The sequence below is a fragment of the Sphingobacterium sp. MYb388 genome (genome assembly GCF_037479535.1).
In the GTDB taxonomy this organism is placed as follows: Bacteria; Bacteroidota; Bacteroidia; order Sphingobacteriales; family Sphingobacteriaceae; genus Sphingobacterium; species Sphingobacterium anhuiense.
This window is the reverse complement of sequence record NZ_JBBGYV010000002.1, coordinates 719506-741976: the sequence shown is the minus strand read 5'-3', so window position 1 is coordinate 741976 and position 22471 is coordinate 719506. Positions and strand designations below refer to the sequence as shown.

At 34.9% G+C, this 22471-nt stretch carries 19 protein-coding genes; 12 read left to right on the top strand and 7 right to left on the bottom strand.

The window, feature by feature from the left end; all coding sequences use genetic code 11:
- Positions 1-15 precede the first annotated feature (15 nt).
- The 3 genes from WH188_RS09080 to WH188_RS09070 form a co-directional block, all read right to left on the bottom strand.
- Positions 16-3555: a TonB-dependent receptor gene (locus tag WH188_RS09080; protein ID WP_339423876.1), complete on the bottom strand. Its 3540-nt coding sequence runs from the start codon at positions 3553-3555 to the stop codon at positions 16-18.
- A 255-nt stretch (positions 3556-3810) separates the two neighbouring features.
- Positions 3811-5016 (bottom strand): FecR family protein, encoded by a 1206-nt coding sequence (locus WH188_RS09075; RefSeq protein WP_168127333.1) that lies wholly within the window; start codon positions 5014-5016, stop codon positions 3811-3813.
- A 56-nt stretch (positions 5017-5072) separates the two neighbouring features.
- Positions 5073-5642, bottom strand: coding sequence for an RNA polymerase sigma factor (locus WH188_RS09070; protein ID WP_168127332.1), 570 nt, complete (start codon positions 5640-5642; stop codon positions 5073-5075).
- 389 nt (positions 5643-6031) lie between these two features.
- On the opposite strand from WH188_RS09070, the gene WH188_RS09065 reads away from it, so the two are divergent.
- The 6 genes from WH188_RS09065 to WH188_RS09040 all read left to right on the top strand — a co-directional run bounded on the left by WH188_RS09065 (position 6032) and on the right by WH188_RS09040 (position 9868).
- Positions 6032-6256, top strand: coding sequence for a hypothetical protein (locus WH188_RS09065; RefSeq protein WP_132770364.1), 225 nt, complete (start codon positions 6032-6034; stop codon positions 6254-6256).
- A gap of 21 nt (positions 6257-6277) precedes the next feature.
- On the top strand, positions 6278-6490 hold the full coding sequence (locus tag WH188_RS09060; RefSeq protein WP_021190273.1) for a PLDc N-terminal domain-containing protein: 213 nt from the start codon (positions 6278-6280) through the stop codon (positions 6488-6490).
- A gap of 396 nt (positions 6491-6886) precedes the next feature.
- Positions 6887-7033 (top strand): hypothetical protein, encoded by a 147-nt coding sequence (locus WH188_RS09055; RefSeq protein ID WP_339423875.1) that lies wholly within the window; start codon positions 6887-6889, stop codon positions 7031-7033.
- Between the two features lie 193 nt (positions 7034-7226).
- Entirely contained in the window at positions 7227-8282 is a 1056-nt protein-coding gene (locus tag WH188_RS09050; protein ID WP_132841875.1) for a 3-oxoacyl-ACP synthase III family protein, read from the top strand.
- A 199-nt stretch (positions 8283-8481) separates the two neighbouring features.
- Positions 8482-9057: a Crp/Fnr family transcriptional regulator gene (locus WH188_RS09045; RefSeq protein WP_132841873.1), complete on the top strand. Its 576-nt coding sequence runs from the start codon at positions 8482-8484 to the stop codon at positions 9055-9057.
- Positions 9058-9172: 115 nt separating this feature from the next.
- Positions 9173-9868: a type 1 glutamine amidotransferase domain-containing protein gene (locus WH188_RS09040; RefSeq protein ID WP_132841871.1), complete on the top strand. Its 696-nt coding sequence runs from the start codon at positions 9173-9175 to the stop codon at positions 9866-9868.
- 205 nt (positions 9869-10073) lie between these two features.
- Here WH188_RS09040 and WH188_RS09035 read toward each other — a convergent pair whose 3' ends face one another.
- Positions 10074-10532: a GNAT family N-acetyltransferase gene (locus WH188_RS09035; RefSeq protein WP_206368455.1), complete on the bottom strand. Its 459-nt coding sequence runs from the start codon at positions 10530-10532 to the stop codon at positions 10074-10076.
- A gap of 162 nt (positions 10533-10694) precedes the next feature.
- Between WH188_RS09035 and WH188_RS09030 the strand changes: the two genes are divergently transcribed.
- From WH188_RS09030 to WH188_RS09015, 4 genes are all read left to right on the top strand, one after another.
- A complete protein-coding gene (locus WH188_RS09030; protein WP_168127331.1) occupies positions 10695-11456 on the top strand; it encodes a response regulator transcription factor in 762 nt (253 codons plus the stop codon).
- A gap of 301 nt (positions 11457-11757) precedes the next feature.
- Positions 11758-12474, top strand: coding sequence for a DUF3667 domain-containing protein (locus tag WH188_RS09025; protein WP_132841867.1), 717 nt, complete (start codon positions 11758-11760; stop codon positions 12472-12474).
- A 4-nt stretch (positions 12475-12478) separates the two neighbouring features.
- Entirely contained in the window at positions 12479-12670 is a 192-nt protein-coding gene (locus WH188_RS09020) for a hypothetical protein (RefSeq protein WP_132841866.1), read from the top strand.
- A gap of 1263 nt (positions 12671-13933) precedes the next feature.
- Entirely contained in the window at positions 13934-15370 is a 1437-nt protein-coding gene (locus WH188_RS09015) for a glycosyltransferase (protein WP_021190265.1), read from the top strand.
- 619 nt (positions 15371-15989) lie between these two features.
- On the opposite strand, the gene WH188_RS09010 is transcribed toward WH188_RS09015, so the two are convergent.
- Positions 15990-16511 (bottom strand): hypothetical protein, encoded by a 522-nt coding sequence (locus WH188_RS09010; RefSeq protein ID WP_021191673.1) that lies wholly within the window; start codon positions 16509-16511, stop codon positions 15990-15992.
- A gap of 438 nt (positions 16512-16949) precedes the next feature.
- Positions 16950-19631, bottom strand: a complete 2682-nt coding sequence (locus tag WH188_RS09005; RefSeq protein WP_132770374.1) for a DUF7133 domain-containing protein — start codon at positions 19629-19631, stop codon at positions 16950-16952.
- A 202-nt stretch (positions 19632-19833) separates the two neighbouring features.
- Between WH188_RS09005 and WH188_RS09000 the strand changes: the two genes are divergently transcribed.
- Complete coding sequence (locus WH188_RS09000) at positions 19834-20973, top strand: acyltransferase family protein (protein WP_168127330.1); 1140 nt, start codon at positions 19834-19836, stop codon at positions 20971-20973.
- A gap of 117 nt (positions 20974-21090) precedes the next feature.
- The gene (locus tag WH188_RS08995) at positions 21091-21363 is read left to right on the top strand and encodes a redox-active disulfide protein 2 (RefSeq protein WP_132841860.1); all 273 of its coding nucleotides are present in this window, start codon (positions 21091-21093) and stop codon (positions 21361-21363) included.
- 43 nt (positions 21364-21406) lie between these two features.
- Here WH188_RS08995 and WH188_RS08990 read toward each other — a convergent pair whose 3' ends face one another.
- Complete coding sequence (locus WH188_RS08990; RefSeq protein WP_168127329.1) at positions 21407-22321, bottom strand: AEC family transporter; 915 nt, start codon at positions 22319-22321, stop codon at positions 21407-21409.
- Between the last annotated feature and the right edge of the window lie 150 nt (positions 22322-22471).

The window sequence follows — 22471 nt, the reverse complement described above, 5'->3', positions numbered from 1 at the left end:
TTATTTATGATTTGATTAAAATATAGCCTTTACGCCAAAACTGATAATTTTCGATTGCGGATAGAATTGACCCGTACTATTATCAGATTCAGGATCCCAAATTTTGATTTTATCAAAGGTTAACAGATTAATGCCATTGGTATAAAAACGAATGGAGCTCATCCCTATTCTACTGACCAAATTGCTGGAAAGACTATATCCCAACTCTACATTCTTTAATCTGATATAATTGGTGCTCCGTATCCAGTAGGTATTATCGGTTGTTGTATAATAAGTATCCGAACGGTTGGTAAGTCGAGGATCAACATCACTCGGATTATCAATACTCCAACGGTTATCATAATTCCACTCCAGGTAGTTCCCTATTAATCCCGATTCTGTAGGGCCCATTCGTCGCATACCACCAGTAGCCCCCTGTACCAGTATACTGAAATCAAAACCTTTATAATCACCGCCTAATACAAGACCTCCTGTAAAAGTTGGGGTACCATTTTTGTCCAATCGCACACGATCGTCACTTGTAATTTTACCATCGCCATTATAATCGACATATTTCATATCACCAGGCAATAGCTTGCCATTTTTCAATCCTAAAGCTGTGTAATCTACAGTATTCGCATCAATAGCAGCCTGATCTTTGAAAACACCATCATATTGATACACTAGCCAAGAGTCTGTTACTCTTCCGATCTGTTGCTGATAGGGTAAGGTGTTGACAACATCGCTGGAGTATTGCACATTGTTTTTTGCATAACCACCATTAACGCCTACATTAAAAGAAAGATTACCGATTTTATCGGTATAAGTCAATTTAAACTCATACCCCTTATTGATCAGATTGCCAAGGTTGGCAATTGGCAGATTACCCGAAATACCCGAACTGATAGGTACAACTCCAGGATTCTTTGTCAAAACATTGGTCCGTTTATTATAAAAGAAGTCCAGTTCTAGCGCCAGTTTATGATTTAAAAAAGAAGCATCCAATCCAACATTGCTATTATTAGCTACTTCCCATGTGAAATTAGGGTTAGGAATGGTACTCTCATATAAAGTCTGATAGAGTTTATCACTGAATACCCCCTGCCCGGTATTCATCAATGCTAAGTATTTATATTCTTGAAAAGAACCACCATAATAAGCTTCTGCCCCCATTTGGCCCCAAGATGCTCTCAACTTCAGGTTATTAACAAACCTAACATTATCTTTGAAAAAACCTTCTTCGGATACCCGCCATCCCGCTGAAACTCCAGGGAAGAAACCAAATCTTTTATTAAGTGGAAAAACATAAGAACCGTCCACTCTCCAATTAAATTCAAAAAGATACTTTTCCTGAAAATTATAGTTGACCCTTCCATAGTAGCTTAAACGTGCACGATCGTAAGTATTCTCATTTCCCAAGGTCTGCCGTTCGCGATCACCAAAATTTAACTGTTCTATTAATGTCGAGGCGAAATCCTTACGATCTGCGTAAAAACCATTATTGGTGACAGTCTCACGAGTTAACCCTGCTATCGCGGAGATATTATGCCCTCCTGTTAATGTCTTTTCATAGGATAACAAAGCAGATAAATTGATTGCTAATTGATCCTCCGCCGCTTCACGAAGCTGAGCTTTAGGCTCTATACCTTTTGGTACATACCCTACCAGTGATGGCGTTACTCCATCGGCCTCAAAACTTACCTTATCCCAATCATAAAGAGTCCACGGGGTCTCCCATCTTTTCGATCTTCCCCAATATTTATCAATTGAAGCTGTTCCAGTTAATTTAAGTCCCTCAACACCTGGTATTCTAAAATCAATGGCACCTGTGTTCTGCAAATAATCTCTTGTATTTCTGTCATAGCCCGTTGCACCAGTGGTTATTACAACCGGATTGGCACCATTTTCTAAATCTGGGCCAGGAAGACCATTGGGCCAGGTCGCAATTTCAGTTGGCAGACCGCGAATCAAAGATCTAAAGATCGTGCCCGCTCCGCGTGTAGGGAAATTACGGGATTCTTCACGACCTGTTATGCCAAGTCTAGCGGTAACATATTTGCCCAACTTAAATTCTAGGTTTGCGCGCAAATCGTACTGTTTATAATATGTTGCTGAATTTTTGTAGATCGCATCCTGATTTAAATAACCTAATGAAATCAGATATTTGGTAGTTTCGGTACCTCCATTGATCTGTAAATTATGTCGCTGCTGTGGCGACCAATCTTTTATCGTAGAAGCAAACCAGTCTGTATTTGGATAACGTAAAGGATCTGAACCATCAGCATATTTTTGTCTCTCTTCTGGCGTAAATGCAGCCTCAATCACTCCTGTAGGAGAAGTATATTTTCCATCACCTGTATTTATTGCTTTCCAAATTTCTCCCCACTTATCACTATCTTGGGGATAAACTGTCGTTACCTCGTTTATAATAGAAGTATACTGCTCAGAATTGGCCATTTTAGGTGTACGTGTCGGACGTTGTATACCGTAAGTAAAATCGTAAGAAAACTGCGTTTTACCAACTTTACCCTGCTTCGTTGTAATGAGGATAACACCATTACCTGCACGGGAGCCATAGATGGCTGCTGATGCATCTTTCAGCACCGACACACTCTCTACATCGTTAGGATTAATACGGTCAAAACCTCCTGCGCGCTGTGGAACTCCATCAATTACAATCAATGGGCTCGTATTTCCTCCCGGTAGGGAATTGATACCACGAACACGAATAGAAGAACCATCTCCACCAGGCTCGCCACTACTTTGCATGGCGGTTACTCCAGGCAATCTTCCTGCAAAAGAATTAGAAAGATTGACTGACGATGATTTAGCAAGATCTTCTCCCTTTACAGTAGCAATAGCGCCTGAAACTACAGTTTTCTTCTGAGAACCATATCCCACTACAACTACCTCATCCATCGCCATAATGGTCTGTTCTAGCTTAACCTGTAAAAACTCGTTATTCCCAATTTGGATATCCTTATTTTTGTAACCTACCATGCTAAAATGGAGCAATGTCGCTTCACCACTCACCGAAAGACTAAACGAACCCGTCGCATCGGAGGATGTTTTATTATTTGTACCTACCTCACTTATGGTAACATTGGCCAAAGGTTGATCATTTTGATCCGAAACTTTTCCTTTGATCTGTTTTTGTATCATCTTGTCAACCACTGCAGGAGTACTTTGAACTTTTGCCGTAGTACTTTGACTCAACACAATATTATTATCAATCAATTTGTAAGTAATCTGATATTTTCCCAACAAATCATTAAGTGCTAATTCAAGTGGGATATTTTGAAATTTCACATCTATTTTTCGAATGTGAGCAATCAAAGACTCTTTATATAATATATTATAGCCGCTTTGCTTCTGTATATCCTTCAATAAAGTTTCCAGATTCACATTTTTCTTATTAAGATTGATCTTCTGACCGTAAGAATTAGCACTAACATGAAAACTTGTAGCAAATAGTAGCGGGATCGCAATCGACAACTTCATAGCCAATGGTTTAAGGGAGGAAATCTGTTTAAACTCCATAGGGATTCCCCACCGATTTTTTTTGTATTTTTGCATTCGGTTGATTTAATTTAATTTTTGTAATAAGTTGATTTGTCAGCTGTCTTATAAAGGACAAAAACTTCAGGGGCGGTCGCAACGCTCCTGAAATTTTTTTTAAAAGTTTGTATCGTTATTTTTCCATATATACTTTCCTCCCTTCAATTTTGAAATGTATACCCCTTTCCAATTCTTTTGTATTATTAATGTTCGACTTATACATTCGTCCCTTCAATAGCGATATGTATAGTTCCGATTGGTTATTTTATTACTTTAATTTTTGACATATACCTTTCTTCCTTCAATTTCAAAATGTATACCTCCTACCAATTCGATGGTCTTTAACAGTTTTCGAAAATCTTCGTATCTAGATATTGTGCCTGAAAATTCAAAATTTTCAATTTTAGTATTATAAATGACATCCACATCATACCACCGACTGATGATCCCCATTACATCTTGAATGGAGGTTTTGCTAAAAGCAAATTTCCCATCTTTCCAGGCTGTAAAATAATAGGGATCAACGGTATTTTTAATCACTTTATTTGCTTTGGTATAAAAAATAGACTGTTCCGCTGGTGCTAGATATTGATCATCAAGACGACTGTCCACAAAATTTAGTTTTACTTTACCTTCAACTAAGGTTGTTACAATGTCCTGTCCATAATTTTGAAGGTTAAATTCTGTCCCAAGCACTTCAAGCGCCTGACCACCAGTATGAATAACAAAAGGGATTCGCCGACCATCTTCCTGCTGCGCCATTACATCAAAATATGCTTCTCCCTGCAGATAAATTTCCCGCTTTATTTTATCAAACACAATGGGATACCTAAGGGTGGTCATTGCATTTAACCATACTCTGGTTCCATCTGGTAATTTCAGATTATACTCACCGCCACGGGGAGTAACAATTGTATTGTAGGCAATTTTTTTTTCATTATGATCACCCTTTTTCATGCGATATGAAATTGAACCGTCCGCCAATTTTAGGATTTCGAATGCACCATTATCAATAACCGTATCACCTGTAATTTTATCAAGGTCGATAACCTGACCGTTTTCTAGAATAATTTGAGCTCTTTCTTTTCCAGGAACAACCCAGTCTTTAGTATTACTCACCAGAGTCGGGTTGCTTTTACGATTGATATTCCAAATTAAAAAACTGCCCACAGTTGTGCACAGGATTAAGGATGCGATAGCAATTTTGAAAACTTTTGTGGAAATGAGTTTTTTACGCAGAGGTACTGTCGTTAAATATTCCTTAATTCGGGAATCGAATTTTATTTTATCAAATAATTGATCATCGTCTGGTTCTGAGGATGAAGCACGATCTAATTCATCATCATCGATCAACTGCTCCCATGCTTCTAAGAACTCAGGATCTTCTAAATACTGGGCAAAATGGGCTTTCGAATCCTCGGGGACAGACTTCGCATAAAACTGGCGAATCAAATTTTTATATGCTTCTACTTTGGACATCTTTTATTTCCCTTGCTCTATTATACTAATCGCACTAGGTAGAAAGGATGTACTAGTCAGAAAATAATTTTTATAAAAAAAAGTAGGTAAAGAATCTTATCCAATTTTAATCGTACAAAATTACAAGCTGTAGCTAGATGATTTCGTACTGTATGTTTTGATACACCAATTTCAGCAGCGATTTCCTTATAACTAAGTTCATCAAGTTTATTCATACGAAAAATTTTCTGCTGCTGCGTTGGAAGGTCTTTAATAATAGATTCTAGAATATCGGATAGATCCTTAGTTTCAATGTGGGTTTCCAGGCAGTCATATGCTTCATTAAATTGCGATTGATTTTTTAGCATATATTGTTCCCTTACCACTGCTTTCCTGAAGTAAGATATGGACATCCGCTTTCCAACTATATACAAAAAAGGAAAAATCGATTGAATATCTGGAATCTGCTGTCTTTTTAAGAATAATTGTACAAACACTTCCTGCAATACTTCTTCCACCTCGACATTGGAAGAACAAAATTGGTTAAATTTCCGAAACAGGAAAGGCTTATAAAACACAAATATCTTATGAAATACAGCTTCATCACCCAATTGGAAGCGATTAAACTCTTCTATATTGCAAGGCATTCCCTTCAAGTTCATTGTAGTATTGTGCTTAGGTTTTTCTTAAAAAAGAAATATAATTGAAGATAAATCTATAGAAATATTACAGTATATCAAAATGAAATTATCAAGAAGCCATCTGCATTTTAAGAATCGTAGACTTTTTATCTCGTCTACAGTTAATTTCAGCTTCTTGCTCAGTATATCCTTTTGCATGGGAAAATAGGTTGTTATTCTCTTTAATTATAGAACAGCAATGATGGCAAATCTGAATATACAACAACAATTATTTGCCCTGGTCACATAAATGTTGTAATTTTAGTTAGCTAGAGCGAAAGCTTATCACTCAAAAAAAAACAGGAATACACTTTGTCCCATATAACACCGGAATTAAAACCTAAAGGCGCATTATTATGAAAAAACTAACCTTACTTATATTCCTACTATCAATCACTTCATTTGTTTTTGGACAGGATTTTACAGAAAACACCACACAAATCGTTACTAAATCGGGAATTGGCTTAGGTTCGGTGATAGCAGTTGTTACTTCTTGGGATCGAAACAAATCAATACTCTGGGCCATATTCCATGGTATCTGTAGCTGGTTCTATGTCATATATTTTGCGATCACGCGATAGTAAACGAACATTTTCTACGCTATGAACTTATCATTTATCAATATCGGAACCACAGAAATGCTTTATCTTCTTGTTCCCATTCTTTTGGTCGTGTACACGATTTATCACATCATCACCAATGATAATATACCCGGTGACAAGAGGATACTGTGGATAGTAGCTGTTGTACTATTCAATGTAATTGGATGCATTTTCTATTGGTGGTTTGGAAAAGATAAATCAAATAATATATAAAGAAGATCAGTGCAATCAAAGAGATGAAATGAGTAAGTTTTAGGAAAATCGCTGTTACACTAAGTGAAAAACAACGCAGTTAATCCGATTCTAAAAAATCCATGTACCGCATTTCCAGAAGAAAGCTAGTTTCTATAGAAGCCTCAAACGAAGTTGGAATATGGCAAGAATACGAGTTAAAATTCAAAACCAGAACTGATCCTACGGTAAGCACTATAGACAAAAAACATACGATTACATGATAAATCACTTCCCGGAACACCTGATATCGTCATAAAAAAAATGGAAACTGGCTATTTTTGTCGATGGTGAATTTTGGCACGGCTTTGACTGGAAAAGAACCGAAACCGTATTAAATCTAACCGTTTATTCTGGATACCGAAAATCGAACGTAATATGCAAAAAGACGTACGCACTAATCTTGCTCTTCGTGAACTAGAATATACGATATTCCGGTTCTGGACTCAGGATATCATTAAAAAACTCCCAATTGTAATCAATCAGATTGAATTGTTTATAGAATCCCGAACGTTTTGGAAGTAAATTGACTAAATCTACCTCCTTGCCAGTACAAGAAGTGGATATTCATTTCTTGTCCAAAGTACTGGAGAATTAACTATCGAGGCTTGTTTGAAGCTGGTTGGTCAGTTACAAATAAAATATTTATTCCCTCTTCAATAACTAAGATTTGCTGGTCTCAGTAATTATCGCTAAATTAATTAAGTAATATAAGAAAATGAGTAGCAAAATTATAGGTACTGGACATTATACTCCATCCCACATCGTTAAAAATACATTTTTTCAAGATTCCACATTTTTTGATGAAAATGAACAGCCTCTAAAACAGTCCAATGAGATAATCACACAAAAACTAAAAGAGATTACTGGAATCGAAGAAAGACGATATGCAATGGATGATCAAGTGGCATCCGATCTAGGATTTCAGGCTGCACAAAAGGCGATAACAAATGCGCAGATCGACCCTGAAACTTTGGATTATATCATCTTTGCCCATAATTTCGGCGATGTTAAGCACGGCTCTATCCAATCTGATATGGTACCAAGCCTTGCTTCACGTGTAAAACATCTTTTAAAAATTAAAAATAACTTCTGCGTAGCTTATGATCTGCTTTTTGGTTGTCCAGGATGGGTGGAAGGTGTTATTCAGGCAAACGCCTTTATCAAAGCAGGGCTTGCTAAAAAGTGCCTGATCATAGGTGCTGAAACGCTTTCCCGCGTCATAGATCCTCATGATAGAGATAGTATGATCTATGCGGACGGTGCGGGAGCAGTGATAATGGAATGTAGCGATGATGATTCTGGGCTTAAATCCCATATTTCGGCTTCTTTTACACTCAATGAGATTGATTATTTATATTTTGGCCCCTCCTATTTTAATCAAGATTCTGACACAAAATACTTGAAAATGAAAGGCCGAAAAATATATGAGTTTGCATTGACTAATGTTTCAAAAGCGATGAAAAAATGCTTTGACGAGAGTGGATATGACATAAAAGATCTTGCTAAGATCATCATACACCAAGCTAATGAAAAAATGGATGAAGCTATTGTGCATAGATTCTACCAACTGTACAATACACCACAACCACCCGACATTATGCCTATGATCATTCAGAAATTGGGCAATAATAGCGTTGCAACCATACCAACTTTATTAGCGATGATCCTTCAAGGGGAATTGCCTCAACACAAGATCAACAAAGGAGACATCACGCTATTTGCTTCCGTAGGTGCTGGTATGAATATCAATGCATTTGTTTATAAATTTTAAAGCTTTTAACGAAATGCAAATAAAATTATGAAGATTAATTTCTAATAACTTTCATAACCAAATAGAACTGAATATAACATTACAATAGCAAATAAGATTCAGATCTAAACAAACAATTAGTGATTGAAAATCGCTCCTAATCTTAAATAATAATACTTATTTTTAGGTACTACTTTCTATACAAATCCATACGTTACACATGTCCGATCGTGAAATTCTTAGAAATCATATAGAACAAACTGTCCAGCTTAGCGATGAACAGTTTGATTACTTTTTCTCATTTTTAAAGCCTGTATCCTTTAAAAGAAAACAATCTGTTATAAATATAGGGGATCGTGTATTATGTGAATATTTTGTTCTAAATGGTTGCCTAAAAACTTTTTTTGTCAACGATGAACAAAAGATGCATATTCTACAGTTTGCGACAAAAACCTGGTGGGCATCTGATTATGATGCACTTCATAATAATAAAAAGGCGACTGTCAATCTAGACTGTGTTATCGACACCAATGCTCTTTGCCTATTTAGTGAAGACCGGGAAAAAGTCTGCAAAGAAATTCACGAGATAGAAACATTTCTAAGATGGCGTTCAAATAAAGGATATATAGGTTTACAAAAAAGAATTCTCTCTTTGCTTAACAATGACGCTAGAAGCCGTTATGAGCAACTCATGCAACAATATCCCGATCTTTATAACCTGGTACCAAAGCATTTAATTGCGGCATATCTCGGAGTTTCGCGCGAAACATTAAGCAGACTTTATCAGGTCAAATAATCTGACATATATCACTAAAACAAACTTTCTTTAAAATGTGATGTATATCACATAAAGGTCTAATGATTTATGCCCTATTTTGTGATATCATTTTAAACATTTAAAATTTTCAAAGATGGAAAAAAAGAATTTAAAAGTATTGGTTGTACTGACATCGCATGACCAACTTGGAGATACAGGTAATAAAACAGGATTTTGGGTTGAAGAATTTGCCGCTCCCTATTATGTTTTGGCCGATGCAGGTGTAAATGTAACAATTGCTTCTCCTAAAGGCGGACAACCACCCATAGACCCCAAAAGTGCGCTTCCAGAATTTCAGACAGAAGCAACAAAACGATTTGATGAAGATAAAGAACTGAAAATTAAACTAGCAAACAGCATTCCATTAAAGGAAATAAGTGAGCAAGATTATGATGCCATTTTTTATCCGGGAGGACACGGTCCTCTTTGGGATCTAACAAATGATAAAACGTCTATCGCACTTATTGAAGCATTCTGGAGGAACAATAAACCAGTTGCCGCAGTATGTCATGCTCCTGGAGTATTGCGCTTCGTAAAAGATACTAATGGTTCGTCATTAGTTAAAGGGAAAAAAGTTACAGGATTTTCGAACTCTGAAGAAGAAGCTGTGCAATTGACCAATGTTGTTCCCTTTTTAGTAGAAGATGAACTGGTAAAACTTGGAGGGATATACAGTAAAGGAGAGGACTGGAACAGCTATGTTTTAAAAGATGGTAACCTAATTACTGGACAGAACCCAGGTTCTTCAGAAGAAACAGCGAAAGAATTACTCGCGCTATTAGCGAATTAAAAGTCTTCATAAGAATAATTACAATCAAGGTATACGGACTGGATCTTACTACATCAGTTCGTATACCTTGGTTACCTTAGCTATCCCGACTTTATCTATTAAATATCTGATGTAAAACATTTAATAAGATAAGATTCAAGACAAAAACTTGCACACGATCACTTTTATTAAGTGACATAGCTATAAATTTACAATGTAAAAGGATTTACAAGTCTAAACGCATTTTCAATAAATGGGGTTTAAATCCCGCTTTTAGATAGGCATTTTTAGCAATTACATTTGCATCATAAACATCCAATTTAACTTCCGTTAAGCCACGGCTTTTAGCCCATTCCATAAGTTTTTGTAAAATTACACCGTTAATACCCTGACCTCTAAATGTGGGATTCACATACATAAAACCCAAATACGCGTATTCCTTATGTTTTTGAAACGGTTTCGCCTCCAAAATTTTACCATAGCCTGAACCTACAATTTCATTATTAACAACAGCCACCAATAACGCTGCTCGCTCACTTCGAATGAGATCCATTAAATCATAGTAGTGAATCTCCCCTTCTTTTAAACTGTCATCAAAGGGTCTTTCAGCATCTACTATTCCTTTTTCAAAATTTAATAATATCTCAATATCAGATTCAATCGCATTCCGTATTTCTACCATCATTTAATTAACTAATTTAATCTATGTACAACTAATTTTTACATTTCAAGATACATAAAAATGATCCAAAGTCACATTAAATTTAAGGTTCGATTTTCCTTCATTTTTCATTACTTTGTAAAATAGATTAGGAGATAACCATTTTATACCTACTAACCTTACTTTATGAATATAAATATTGATGATTTTTTTGAGCCCGTACATTTTAAAGATACTCTTAATGAGCTGGATTATAATATAACCAAACCTCTCGTAGATTTTGCGAGATCACTCAGTCAATTAACTTATCAAAGTGTGTATTTGATTGATTATTATAAAAAGGGATTTCTTTTTGTGTCCGACAATCCAATATTTCTTTGTGGTCGTACAGCTGATGAGGTTTTGAAAAATGGTTATCAGCATTATCTTGATAATGTACCTGAAGAAGATCTTCTACTATTAAAAAAAATTAATGATAGTGGCTTTGATTTCCTCAAAAATCTATCGGAAGAAGATCGGATGCAACATTCCATTTCATATGACTTCCACCTTAAGCAACCAATAGGAAAACCAATTCTGATCAATCACAAGCTAAAGCCTCTCCTACTAGACAACTCCTCAAACCTTTGGATAGCACTTTGTTTGGTGTCCATATCGTCTCATGCTAAAGCGGGAAATATTAGAATAAAGAATGAATTTGACAAATCTTATTTCGAATATGATCTGATCAATAATATTTGGTCAGAAAAACCTGCAATATTATTAAAAAAAAGAGAAAAAGATGTTCTAAGATACTCTGCCCAAGGATTAACAATGGAGCAAATAGCTGAAATCCTTTTTGTTTCTATCGATACTATTAAATTCTACAAAAAGCAAATATTCTCCAAGTTAAAAGTAAAAAGTATTACAGAAGCTACAACCATAGCAATTGAACTGTCACTTTTCTAATTCATAATAAGATGCACTTATGCTCATCAATTATAAAAATTAACAATCAATTTCGCAATATCATTCAATAGCTTCTGTATATTCAATTTGATTGCAAAATGAGTATTGATTTTATTCCTACACAAAAGTGTAGATTTAATAGGAACGATGCGTACTAACGATTAAACTTAATACATTTGACTCATGGATAATGACAAACTGTTTCATCCATATACATTTCAATATTTATATCAAAAATGGAAGTTGCTACCGATCTAACCATTTGTAAATAAATACTAGCCAAATTATTAAATGAAGAGAGATGAATTGTAAAAGTTGCAACAACGAAGTATATCAGAATTACTGTCCAAACTGCGGACAACCTTCAAAACTAAAGAGAATAGATGGGCATTATATTGCACACGAGATCGAACATGTATTACATTTTGAAAGAGGTATCCTATATACCATCAAGGAATTAATAACTAGCCCTGGGGACAATGTGAGACGTTATATTTCAGAAAATAGAGCTCGACTTGTAAAACCTATTATTTTTATCATCATCACTTCCCTTCTATATACAATTGTTAACGGATTTTTCCATATTGAGGAAGGTTATGTAAAATATGACGGAATCTCAACCACCACCACAGGCAGAATTTTCAGCTGGGTACAAAGTCACTATGGCTATGCCAACATCATACTGGGAGTATTTACTGCTTTTTGGGTTAAAATATTTTTCAAAAAATATGACTATAATTTTTTTGAAATTTTAATATTACTATGTTTTGTTACAGGTATAGAGATGCTTATATATGCATTTTTTGCTTGCTTATATGGTTTGATACAAATTGACTTAATGCAATTTGGAGGCATGATTGGTATTGCCTATTGTAGTTGGGCTATTGGTCATTTCTTTGACAAAAAGAAGACTATAAACTATTTAAAAGCATTCGCCGCATTCGTGTTAGGAATATTAACTTCTGTAACAATTGCATTAACAATAGGAACACTAATCGACTTACTTATAAAACATTAAAAATATGGAAAATAGAAAACCAATATCATTTGTATTTAGCATTATCGCTATTATACTCGGAGTGACCTTGTTTAAGCAGTTCGACTTTGAAAATTTTACATTTGAAAAACCCGCATTAGCAGCTGTCTATTTTACCGTCTTTGCATTCTCAATATACATCCTTGTAAAAAAACCTAAAAAGCAATCTGAAAAATAAAGTAAGGAAAATCCTATAGACGAGATATAAAGGCCTGGTCGTTTCAATGAAATAACACCCCATCTCAATATGTTGATTTCATATTAAACCTCATACTATACACATTCTTTTTCCCTCATATAAGCAGGGAAAAAGAATAAATACTCTTATCCGCATGCTATTACTGCACCTTACCGGAATCTTTTTTCTGAATAGCCTTTCTCCAGAGGGCTAAGGATCTGCAATTTATTTCTTAAACTGTAGAACAAATATACGACCAATTAGCCACGCAAGACTGACTCCTTTAAGCACTACTTATAAGCACTACTTATACATAAAAAGAAGTAAACACCCGTTCAATATATCAATTTTTCACACCCGTTCATTATTCCTTTACTAAAAATCCATAACAGCAGTGAATATCTAAGCAAGTATGAATCTGTACATAAGACGCATTCATAAATTCGGTAATCCATTCTGTGCGAGCACCACAAAGCGGACAGCAAGCTGGTTTCTTTTCCATAATCAAACTACAAAGTATACTAATATTAATAGTACTAATATAACTATAATTTATTACATCTAAAAATATTAGCATATTATTTTTAGATATTAGAATTCTCCACTATATTAAAAGCAACATCACACCTCTGGAGGTCGATATACTTACTTTTAATAAGCAAATCGTTATTATAGCGGATAGACAAAATCAAGGGTAAAATATTTAAGTTTCATCATTATATAATTGAATTATTTATAATCTATCATCCTTCGAGCAAGATTTGGATTTACGCATATACTCCAAGAAATTAAATTCAACCTTAATTGAATAATTAGTGCCAAAATTTTAACATAGACCCTATCATAACTTCTGTACAAATTTAGTTGCTTAATTTTCCAGATGGTAACAGTAAATCATCAGCCAATGAGATAATTTTGGTTATTTACTGTCTTCAAGTGACAACAAAAAAGAATAAATAACATAGGACAACATGTCCGAAATGTTAAAAAACCTTAAATATCTAATTATCTAACAGATATTTAACAAGTATACCAAAGCATCAAAAAACGACGATAACACCACTATAAATCAGTTGTTTATGATACCAATAATTATATCAAGTTTGTTACAATCAGCAATTAACATATTTTTTAAATGGTTATTAGGGCATGTGTTTTGTAAATAGTCAATCGTAATATTCTTATTACAAAAGATAGTTTATCATTTGATAGCAAAATCAAATGCATTAGCACACACTCATAATAAAGAAGAATATGAATTACATGGAAGAAGTTCTCACTCCCTCATCGGAGGTTAAGATGCAAGTCAAGCCAGCAGTATTTAATTCAAAAGAGCTGGAATCGAAACAACAAAAAAATAATTTGTTACGTAAAACAATGCAATATGGTCTCAAAGAATATAGCATTTGGGGCTTTACATTTTTGATCTTACTAACATCGGTTTTCGGTTTGTATATGCTTCAAACAGAATTTGAAGCATTAAGATTTGAACGATTAAACAGTATAGGTGGAACATTGCTTGTTGGATTTGGTATTTTTTTACTTTTAACTAGCGTAAGCTTTTTAGTTTATCTAATTGTTTTACATATGAAGTATAAACCGATAGCTTCGGTTTCAAATGAGGAGCTGCCTTCATGTACCATTATAGTACCCGCATATAATGAAGGTCATCTGGTATATGATACCTTACACAGTCTCGCTAATAGTGATTACCCAGAAAAGAAACTTCAGATAATTGCTATTGATGATGGAAGTAAAGATGATACGTTTACCTGGATACAGCGTGCCAAAGCAGAATTGGGTGACCGTGTGGAAATCTATAAGCAACCTAAGAATATGGGTAAACGACATGCATTATATCGTGGATTCAAATTAGGAAAAGGCGATGTATTTATTACAGTTGATAGTGATTCTATTGTAAAAAAAGACACTTTGCGTAATATGGTTTCTCCTTTTGTAAAAAATGAGAATTGTGGAGCAGTTGCAGGAAATGTACGTGTTTTAAACAATAAGAAAGCAATTATTCCACGTATGCTCAGTGTTAGTTTTATATTTAGTTTTGAATTTGTACGCTCTGCACAAAGTGTATTAGGTTCAGTAATGTGTACACCTGGAGCCTTATCTGCATACAGAAAAGAATCGGTCATGAATTGTCTTGAAGATTGGATTAACCAGACCTTTATGGATCAACCATCAGATATTGGGGAAGATCGTGCTATGACAAATATGATTCTAAAACAAGGATATCACGTACTATTTCAGTCCAATGCTTATGTATATACTGATACTCCTGTACGATACAAAAATCTATATAAAATGTATATCCGTTGGGAGAGAAGTAATGTACGCGAAAACATCATGATGAGCCGTTTTGCTTTTACCAACTTCCGAGAAGGTAAAAAATTGGGTACGCGTATCTTATTGCTTATGCAGTGGAAAAAAGTCTTACTTTCTTATCCTTTGCTTGTATTAATGCTATGGACAATATTTCATTATCCACTAATGTTTCTGAGTGCTACTTTTGTCGGTATATTGATTTTTTCAAGCGTCCAAGCATTCTTTTTTGCTTCAAAAAGTGATAATAAGAAGGAAGCAATCTGGGCATATACATATAGTATTTTTTACGCACTTTCACTATTCTGGATCACACCTTATGCAATTGCAACTGCGGGAAGAAGTGGTTGGTTAACCAGAGGATAATTTAACGTATAATACTTCCATGTATTAGTTACAGTAAATATAAATGCACTTAATGGGCAAGAACTAAGTAAACTTCACTTAGTTCTTGCCCATTAATCATTACAAGATGCATTAGATTATTCTAGACTTCATTGATAATGCAAATACTTTAGACTTCAATCTTCTCAATTTTCGTAAATTATATAAATTCGGGTACTTACAGCTGTAGTGAATAAGTACGATAATTATTTAAACAATTTATTGCAATACATTGAAATCGATATTCTGTCGGATTACAGGGGTTTCTATTTGTTAGGATAGGAAATTAATCATTCCTATATAGTAAGTATGGTGATCAGCTTAACCTTTATAATTCAACTTAATCTCTTAAAAAATTATTTATATAAACCAAAAAGGATAGAAATAATTTTATAGAGCTATACCTAGATAGACTACATGTCCAGATCATTTAATTAATTTCAAAAATAAAAAACAAGTAATTGCAGAAGTAAGAATCAAAAAAAAAAATCTCATTTTTAAAACATTCAATAACTATTAAAGTATGTTCTAAAAACAAGAAATTAAAATAGTAAGTAATCTTTCTTACAAACTATACGGAACCATTTATAAAATTAAGCTACTATTTTGAAAGTTCAGCAAGCTCAGCTTTTGAGAATGCATGATCTCCCTTAAGATAGCTGTTGGCTTCGCTCAGATATTTATAAATTATTTTTTTTCCTTCCTGACTCGGTAGTTTTTTTAGATTATGCACCAAAAACTCTTTATCATCTATTCGATCTTTACTATAATTGAGAAATGAGGGTGCATGGGTTTGCACAGACCAACGGATAAAACGCAGATCGATATTGTCTTTTTGTTTGACAATAACAGATTCTAATAAGTTTTTACCCTTCTTAAACTGGCTTAATTTGGTAAATGGATTGTTTTTATGTTTTGCCCAAAGAATCTCATATGCGGCAAGATATCCTTTTTCGGTTACTGTATTTGCTCCCTCATCTAAGATTTTAAGATTCGTTTCACAGAGCTTTTTATCTTTTACAGCTAAAGCATAATCTGAGCGCATCTTATCAATATTGATTTGACCAAAACATGTGATCGAGCTTACCACGAAAAAAAGACAGACATAAAAACGTATTCCCATACTCAATTTAATTAAAAAAATGATACTCAATGATATAACCTCAAAAACCTGTTATATATTATATTATTCAACAAAATAGTTCCACAAGTACAACTCATAAGCTGTCTTTGACCGAACATATTTTTATTATATAACAACACAGAACGGCTTTAAGTTTGTTTGTTTTTTACTCTTCTCGATTAGTCTAAGTAGCTGTAGACTATAATCCCGAGCAAATTATAAAAAAACGATCCGTTAAAAATCATGAATCTTTTTCTATATGTTAAATTATCTATTTTATATTATTTTGTCAAGTCCAAATCAAAGATCAATTTTCTTTTCGATTATTATAGCAAAAGATATCCATAAATAATTTATCATTAGGCTGACAAGAAACATAAAAAGGCCGCCAACTTAAATGTAGCTGACGGCCTCTAATGATATAAATGTTAAGACTTCTTATTTTTGTTTTGCTAGAAACGCAACTAGTGAAGCAAATTCTTCAACTGTTAATGAATTTGCCAATCCAGCGGGCATCATCGAGTTACCCATTTCCGTACGTTTTGCAATATTAGCTTTTTTGATTGTCGTAACAGATCCAGCAATATCTCTCAATACAACTTTATCAGCAGTTTCCTGTGTCACAAAACCCATAAAACTCTTTTTGTCTTTAGTGCTGATCAAAACTGTTGCAAATCCTTGAGAAATTGAAGCATTTGGTTTTAAAATTGATTCGGCAATTTGTTCACGATTCATGATTGCACCAATTTGTCCCATAAATGGTCCTTTCATCGTTTCACTTTTACTAAGACTATGACATGCAAAACATCCTTGTTTTGTAAATAGCGCTTTTCCTTTTACCGGATCACCTTTTATTTTAGCTAATGCTAACATAATATCCTCAATGGATGTTTTTCCTACTTGCCCTTTTTGGTTTTTGATTTTTTCTAAATCAACTTTTTTCTCCTTAACTTCTTTTACAGCAACCTCTTTCTTAGCAACATTAAAAGAAGCAATTTCCATACGGAATTTCTCATTCAGATCCGAAAAAAATTGTTTTTTCGTCGCTCCAGCTTTTACGCTCTCTGCCTTCAGGAATTTCTCAATGACCGGTGAAGATTCCCAAACAACTCCTTTATAGTATGGCCCGTGCGAATCAGGACGAGTTCCCCACCACCACGAAGCATCATAAGCATCTTCTTTCTTATATAAGCGAGCTAAGGTTACTAGAATCTTATCTTTAAATTTTTGATCTTTTGATTTTCCATAAGCAGCGATTAAGCCATCAACTGCTCTGGCATCGTGCATATAACGCATAGCCCATAAAGCTAGATCAGGATTTTCTGTTCCCAAAAAACCTACACTTGCATTAACTGCATTTAAGCGAACTAACGCTTTAACCGCTAGATGTGCAGGTATAATGGCGGCATTAGGTTTATCGTGTGGCCCCTCCACTCCTTTAGCGGGAGCAACAAAAGATGCCGGCACCTTTGTCTGCAATAATGCATTAGCAGCTTCTACTCGGCCCAAGCGACCCAAACCAACCATTGAAGCCGTTTGTACACGTACGGAAGCATCTTTCAATCCATCAATGAATGGATCAATTGGCACTTGCTCTAATGATCCCATACGGTCAGCCAAAGCACGTAACGCAAATTCACGGATCTGATCCTCCTTTGTAAGTTCAACCAAAACCGGAATTGCTTTTTCCTTTGCCAACTGTGCATAAGTATATATTGCGGCAACACGAGCACTGAGCCCTAAACTCTTGTCTTTAGCAATACTAATAGCAGCTGCTGTTGCTTCATCTGATGATCTGGAAACAAGTTCTTGTGACGCGTAAAGCCTAGTTGTTGCACTACCCGATTTCAAAAGATTAGTTAACTCGCCAATAGATGCTTTCTTCGTATTAGGAAAAGCTTTGTATGTCCATCCTTTTGGTACTACGCGCGCAACATAACCTTTATCCGGGTTACCTGAGTAACCAGCTCCATCCCAAGCTGCTAGATATAACCTGCCGGAACCATCCACATCTAAATCTGTAATTTGTGGCAATTGGATAAATTCTTCTTCTTTTTGTGTAAAACTTGGTCCATCTGGTGTAACATGATGCATATATAAGAAACTTCTGCCCCAATCCGCCATCATCGGTACCTTATTATATTTTTCAGGCCAAGTATCCTCGTCCATATATAAAGATCCTGTACCCGATCCACCACCTAACATGGCCAAAGCAGGAATAATCTCTTCTGTAAAATTTTGGAATAACAAAGGATAGCCGTACTCTCCAGATTGAATCTGATGCGAAAAACGAATGTCCCAACCGCCACCATCATTGGTATTATCACGGGTAAAGATATTCATATATGGATCAATAGCGACATCATAGATATTACGTAATCCATGTGTATATATTTCCATTTCTTTTCCATCAGGACGCACACGTAAAATTCCTCCCCCCAGCATGGTCAATTTCTTGCCATCTGTACCTGTTGCATTATGAAATCCAAAATCACCAACTGCAATATACATCCAACCATCAATACCCATCCTTATTCCATTAGTAGCATGATCCGTACCACGCTCTTGAATATATTTGGTATTACTTAGACCCACTATAAGTGGTTTAGCTACCCCATCCGCAACCCCATCTTGATTTTTATCTTCAAATACAACTAAATCCATTCCTGTTGCTTTTCCAGTCGATGCATCAAACGTCGTATGCAAAACGAAAACTTGATCACCTAAAACAAAAATACCACGGGGATTATCAACACGTGCAAAATCAGTATGCTTATCCATTTTCCCGTCGTTGTCCGTGTCAACAAATCTGCGGATAAACCCTTTACCCATATCTTTTCCTAAAGATCCGATCATATCAACCCCAACGTAAACTTCACCCGTAGGCGCCACAGCTAAACAAGCTGGACTAGGAGTAAGATCCGCAGCTGTAAAAGAGGTCATAATCAGGTCTGCCGGAGCTCCTGATAAAGTTTTTAAGCTATCCTGAGCATGTAATGTAGCTGTCGTTGAATAATGTACATTTTCATTTTTTACTTTTTGATGTACTGGCTTTTCAATATTATTGGTAAATCCCAATAATATAGGAAAGAGAAATAATAGGTTTAGTTTCCTTTTCATTGTAAGGTATTATAATTGCATAAATATTGAGCAAATTACAACTAATGAATCTAATAACTATAATAATAGCAAAAATATTACGAAAATTGAAAGAAATTTCCATTTTTTAAGATCATAATTATTTCAAAAACTGTAATTAATTCCTATATTCACGGTCTTTTGGCTATTCAATAAAAATATACTACTAATCAAATTTGTCTGCATGCTAAACACACAAACCAATTCGCTCACACACGATCTTAATAAACCACATTACAACGTACTGGATGGACTTCGGGGTGTAGCAGCAATTACTGTGGTATGTTTTCACATTTTTGAAGCATTTGCGACCAGTCATTTGGATCAACGTATCAATCATGGTTACCTAGCTGTTGATTTTTTCTTCATTTTATCTGGATTTGTTATCGGTTATGCTTATGATGATCGCTGGTCAAAAATGTCTACAAAAGATTTTATCAGACGCAGAATCATACGGCTACACCCGATGGTTGTAATGGGAGCTGTTATAGGTGCAATTATGTTTTACTTTCAAGGATGTTCAGTATGGGATGTATCATCCGTAACTGTAATGGCTTTACTTGGAGCAACATTATTAAATGCATTACTTATTCCGGCCATGCCGGGACATGAAGTTAGGGGTCTAGGTGAGATGTTTCCGCTAAACGGACCGAGCTGGTCATTATTCTTTGAATATATTGGAAATATTCTTTATGCCTTAATTATTCGAAAATTTTCAACCAAGATTCTAGCATTATTAGTTTTTATTGCAGGTTGTGGTTTAGCAACATTTGCCATTGCAGGACCGTATGGGGACATTTGTGCCGGTTTCTCGTTAACTGAAATAGAATTTACAGCAGGATTTTTACGCGTTCTATTTTCTTTCTCTGCCGGCTTATTGCTCTCCCGAATTTTCAGACCCGCTAATATTAAGGGAGCCTTTTGGATATGCAGTATCACTATAGTGACCCTATTAGCCCTACCCCGCCTAGGTGGAGCAGAGCACTTATGGATAAATGGGCTATATGACACCATTTGTTGCGTAGTAATATTCCCTATTCTTGTCTATCTAGGCGCTTCAGGCAAAAGCACAGATAAATATACAACTCGATTATGTCGATTCTTAGGAGACATTTCTTACCCATTATATACTGTACATTATCCTTTTATTTATCTTTACTATGCCTGGGTAAAAAATAATAAACTCACTTTCGAGCAATCCTTACCTGGCGCGGCAGCTGTAGTCATAGGAAGTATTATTTTGGCTTATATCTGTTTAAAATTATATGATATTCCTGTTAGAAATTACCTAGCAAAACGATTTGCAAAGTCGAAAAAAGGTTAAGTTTAAAACTTATAAATAACAGATAAAAACAATTAAACTAACCTTTGCTTTTCACTGTAGTAAAATCGACAAAAAATTAGCGATATTAAATTTAAATTATTAAAACGGAACCTATTTATGAATAAGAAACCACTCAGTGAATACAGTAATGAAGAATTGCTGCAAGCAAAAAAAACAACGGCAGTCATAGCCATTACGTTAACCTCAATGTTGGTACTGCTATTAGCAATGGGGATTTATATTTCCATAACCAAAAAGTTCAGTGCCCTTTTAGCGATACCTTTTTCACTATCAACGATCGCAATCATTCTTTTCAAAAAGCTAAAGGAAATTACAGCGGAACTCAAAAATAGAGAAACAAATGAATTCAAAAACAAAACTGAAATCTAACCTTTAAGAATTGTCATACATTAAGATTGAAAATTAAAACTTTTTAAATCATGAAATAATCCATTATTCCATTCCAACATGCAGTCGTTATAAATCCTACTAAAATACTGATCCCTATGATCAGATTCACTAACCGGGCATTTAACCGAAACTGCTCTGCAATAATGCCCGAGGTAATTAATGTTGGCATAGCGGCTTCAAATATACTGATGCGGGCGATATCCCCTTTAATACCCATAATAACCGCAATAAACAGTACCAAAGCAGGAGCAATCATGAGTTTATATAACATCGCCATTGAAAGTTGTGAAATTTGCTGTTTCCACCCTTTAAACTTGAGCTGTAGACCTACAGAAAACAAAGCAAGCGGACCAACAGTAGCTGCTAATTTATTGATAAACGGTTCTGCTACCTGCAAATCGATAAATTTGGACAAAAAAAGAGCGCTAACACAAGCGATAAAAGGAGGAAAAGTAAATAAGCGTTTAATTAATAAAGAAACTTTAACTCCCCCTGTATCGGAAGGATTTCCTTTAACTGCCGCAATAATTCCAATAGTAGACAAAAGAACAAACATCACCTGATCACAAATAATAGCAATACTCAGATCATGTTCTCCAAAATAGGCCGTAATTAAGGGAAATCCAATAAAAGAAGTATTACTATAACCGCTAGATAATTCTAAAGTACTGCGGGTACGTTGCCCATACTTTTTATAACGACAGTAGAATTCCATAAATACCCAACTTCCTGCCCAGACAATAATGGGAGAGATTGCAGGAAAAACCATCTGATTACTCCATGTGATATGTGGAATATACTTAAATGATACAGCTGGTAAAGCTAAATACAATATCCAGATATTAATACCTCTATGTGCATCATGAGGCATGAATTTGGCATGCTGAAAGATCATTCCTGCACTAATACAGAAAGCGATCATTACAAAATTGTCCATGTGAAAATTTGCTATTTTATGACAGCAAAATTATCACCCTGTTAATCCCTATCGCATGTATAAAAACAACATTAGTATGTATATTTGTTTTAAACAAAAAATAAATAAGTTATAATAATGATGGTAATCAACGGTATTTAGAACAATTTT

Excerpts from the sequence above, each read along its gene's own strand:
- WH188_RS09080 (WP_339423876.1), bottom strand. The coding sequence starts at position 3,555 with ATGCAAAAATACAAAAAAAATCGGTGGGGAATCCCTATGGAGTTTAAA.
- WH188_RS09075 (WP_168127333.1), bottom strand. The coding sequence starts at position 5,016 with ATGTCCAAAGTAGAAGCATATAAAAATTTGATTCGCCAGTTTTATGCG.
- WH188_RS09070 (WP_168127332.1), bottom strand. The coding sequence starts at position 5,642 with ATGCCTTGCAATATAGAAGAGTTTAATCGCTTCCAATTGGGTGATGAA.
- WH188_RS09065 (WP_132770364.1), top strand. The coding sequence starts at position 6,032 with ATGAAAAAACTAACCTTACTTATATTCCTACTATCAATCACTTCATTT.
- WH188_RS09060 (WP_021190273.1), top strand. The coding sequence starts at position 6,278 with ATGAACTTATCATTTATCAATATCGGAACCACAGAAATGCTTTATCTT.
- WH188_RS09055 (WP_339423875.1), top strand. The coding sequence starts at position 6,887 with ATGCAAAAAGACGTACGCACTAATCTTGCTCTTCGTGAACTAGAATAT.
- WH188_RS09050 (WP_132841875.1), top strand. The coding sequence starts at position 7,227 with ATGAGTAGCAAAATTATAGGTACTGGACATTATACTCCATCCCACATC.
- WH188_RS09045 (WP_132841873.1), top strand. The coding sequence starts at position 8,482 with ATGTCCGATCGTGAAATTCTTAGAAATCATATAGAACAAACTGTCCAG.
- WH188_RS09040 (WP_132841871.1), top strand. The coding sequence starts at position 9,173 with ATGGAAAAAAAGAATTTAAAAGTATTGGTTGTACTGACATCGCATGAC.
- WH188_RS09035 (WP_206368455.1), bottom strand. The coding sequence starts at position 10,532 with ATGATGGTAGAAATACGGAATGCGATTGAATCTGATATTGAGATATTA.
- WH188_RS09030 (WP_168127331.1), top strand. The coding sequence starts at position 10,695 with ATGAATATAAATATTGATGATTTTTTTGAGCCCGTACATTTTAAAGAT.
- WH188_RS09025 (WP_132841867.1), top strand. The coding sequence starts at position 11,758 with ATGAATTGTAAAAGTTGCAACAACGAAGTATATCAGAATTACTGTCCA.
- WH188_RS09020 (WP_132841866.1), top strand. The coding sequence starts at position 12,479 with ATGGAAAATAGAAAACCAATATCATTTGTATTTAGCATTATCGCTATT.
- WH188_RS09015 (WP_021190265.1), top strand. The coding sequence starts at position 13,934 with ATGGAAGAAGTTCTCACTCCCTCATCGGAGGTTAAGATGCAAGTCAAG.
- WH188_RS09010 (WP_021191673.1), bottom strand. The coding sequence starts at position 16,511 with ATGGGAATACGTTTTTATGTCTGTCTTTTTTTCGTGGTAAGCTCGATC.
- WH188_RS09005 (WP_132770374.1), bottom strand. The coding sequence starts at position 19,631 with ATGAAAAGGAAACTAAACCTATTATTTCTCTTTCCTATATTATTGGGA.
- WH188_RS09000 (WP_168127330.1), top strand. The coding sequence starts at position 19,834 with ATGCTAAACACACAAACCAATTCGCTCACACACGATCTTAATAAACCA.
- WH188_RS08995 (WP_132841860.1), top strand. The coding sequence starts at position 21,091 with ATGAATAAGAAACCACTCAGTGAATACAGTAATGAAGAATTGCTGCAA.
- WH188_RS08990 (WP_168127329.1), bottom strand. The coding sequence starts at position 22,321 with ATGGACAATTTTGTAATGATCGCTTTCTGTATTAGTGCAGGAATGATC.